Source organism: Rhodoferax sp. (assembly GCF_037143375.1).
Lineage (GTDB): Bacteria > Pseudomonadota > Gammaproteobacteria > Burkholderiales > Burkholderiaceae_C > Rhodoferax.
Map to the genome: position 1 here is coordinate 1 of NZ_JBAWYV010000269.1, position 2,584 is coordinate 2,584.

General features: G+C 51.6%; 1 protein-coding gene. It reads left to right on the plus strand.

The features are described 5' to 3' along the window. Nucleotides 1-26: 26 nt before the first annotated feature. Nucleotides 27-2,584: PAS domain S-box protein (locus WCG50_RS18840; RefSeq protein ID WP_336901133.1), on the plus strand; the 2,558-nt coding region annotated here is incomplete at its 3' end.

The following is a 2,584-nucleotide window of genomic DNA, read 5'->3' on the forward strand; positions in this document are numbered from 1 at the left end:
GAAACTGAGAAAGTTGTGAACTACCCATGAGTGACACATCTCCTCGAAAAATAGCTCACAAGATCAAACGTGGGACTACTATTTCTGAGCTTGGTGTTAATCCTCAAGTCACAGCATCGTCAACTGTGGTGGAGTCAGCAAGTCTTTCTTTGCCAGCCACCTCGCAAAGCCTGCGGCAGCAGGCCGAAACGCTCTACCAAGAAACATACATTAATGCGTCCTCCAAGAGCGATGTCATGTCGCGCCTGGAATCCGGACAAATGTGGCAGGAATTGGGCGTGCACCAGATCGAACTTGAGATGCAGAACGACGAACTGCGCGCTATTCAACTTGAACTCGACCGCCAAAAAAGCCGCTATTTTGATCTCTACGATTTAGCCCCGGTGGGCTATTGCAGCCTCAATAAGTTTGGCTTGTTTATTGAGACCAACTTCTCCGTTGCGGCCATGCTTGGCGCATCACGAGGTGCATTGATTAAATGCCCCTTATCCCAATACATCTTGAAGGAAGACCAACACGCCTACTATTCTCTGCTCAATCAGCTTAAAAAATCTCGTGAATCTCGGTCATGCGAATTGAAAGTTGCAAGCGCTGTCGGTAAGATATTCCAGGTACAAGTGTCGGCAACTTCGCTGCTTGATGATGATGGCGAGTTGACATACCGACTTGTGCTGACTGAGATTTCAGGACGCAAACAGCTCGAACTGGATTTACTCAAAGCCAATGCTGAACTTGCGGTTCTGCGTAATGAGCGCTCTCACGCAGCAGAGCCTCGGTTGGCCGACCACGCAATGAGTGATTTTCGTCTGCGCACGCTCATTCATGCCATTCCGGACCTGGTCTGGCTCAAGGACACGCAAGGCGTCTACCTTTCATGCAACTCAAGATTCGAGCAGTTCTTTGGCGCACCAGAGCGGCTGATCGTCGGCAAAACCGATTACGACTTTGTCGACAAAGAGCTTGCCGATTTATTTCGCAAGAATGACCAAGTCGCTATGGACAGGGACGGCCCTAGTAGCAACGAAGAATGGGTCACTTTCGCGTCTGACGGTCACCGTGAATTGCTGGATACAACAAAGACGCCAGTTCGCGATTCGAAAGGGCAGGTCATCGGTGTTCTCGGGATTGCCCATGACATCACTGAACGCCATCGGATTGCACTCGCCCTGATTGAGAGCGAGTCTCATTTTCGAACTGTGTTCGAGATGTCTCTGGATGCGATTTTGCTGCATCGAAATGGGAAACTGCTGTTTGTGAATCCGGCAGCGGTACAGATGTTTGGCGCCAAGAACGCCCAAGAACTGCTGGATAAATCTGTTTTGACGTTGATCCACCCCGACTTTCACCATCTTGTGGTGGAGCGGGTCAAGGTGGTTACTGAACATGGTATCGCCGGGCTACGGATTGAAGAGAAATACATCAAGTTCGATGGAACTGTCTTTGATGTGGAAGCGCAAAGCCAACCGATTTCCCATTTGGGCCAAACTGCCGTGTTATCCACGTTACGGGATATCACCGAACGTAAACGGTCAGAGGCAAAGCTAAAGTTAGCAGCCAGTGTCTTTAATAACGCACGCGAAGGCATCGCGATTACCGATGCCAGCGGCATCATCATCGACGTCAACGATGCATTCGTCCGCATTACGGGCTATGACCGTGCCGAGGCGCTGGGTCAAAATCCGAGAATTCTTCGGTCAGGGCATCAAGATGCGAATTTCTACACAGCCATGTGGAACGATTTGCTTGCAAATGGTTTTTGGAGTGGCGAAATCTTTAATCGACGCAAAGATGGCGTGGTCTATCCAGAGCAGCTCACCATTCAGAGTGTGCGTGATGAACAGGGCGGCAACGAGAGTTACCTCGCGATGTTTACAGACATCACCGAACGCAAGGTTTTGGAATCAAAGATGCAACAAATGGCATTCTGTGATGCCCTCACTGGTTTACCCAACCGGCGCATGTTGAGTGACCGCCTGAGCCAAGTCATGGCGGCCAGCAAGCGCAGCGGGTTGTACTGCGCCTTAATGTTTCTGGATATGGATAACTTTAAGTCGCTAAACGACACCCACGGGCATGAAATGGGGGACTTGCTGCTGATTGAGGTGGCACGGCGGTTAACTGAATGCCTGCGTGAAGTCGACACCGTGGCACGCTTTGGTGGAGATGAATTTGTAGTGCTGCTCGACGAACTGGGCCGGGACAAACAACTGTCCACGGAGCAAGCCGCTGGCGTGGCTGAGAAAATTCGTGCCAGTCTGGCGGCTCCTTACCACTTGACGGCGGCACACACCGGGAGGCAAGTCACCACCATTGAACACCATTGCAGCACCAGCATCGGCGCGGTCGTGTTTGTCAATCACGAAACCAGTCAGACGGACCTCATGAAATCCGCTGACGCAGCGATGTATGAGGCCAAGGACGCCGGGCGCAATGTCGTACGGTTTGCCCCAGCTACCGGAACGTTACTCAAACGCCCCGCTGGGATGTTTGACCTGAGTGACAGTGGGCAAAGAAATATTCGGCAGTTGGCTTTCGCAAGCGAAGATATGAACTTTCAACATGCAGAGCGGGCCAAGCGTGCGGC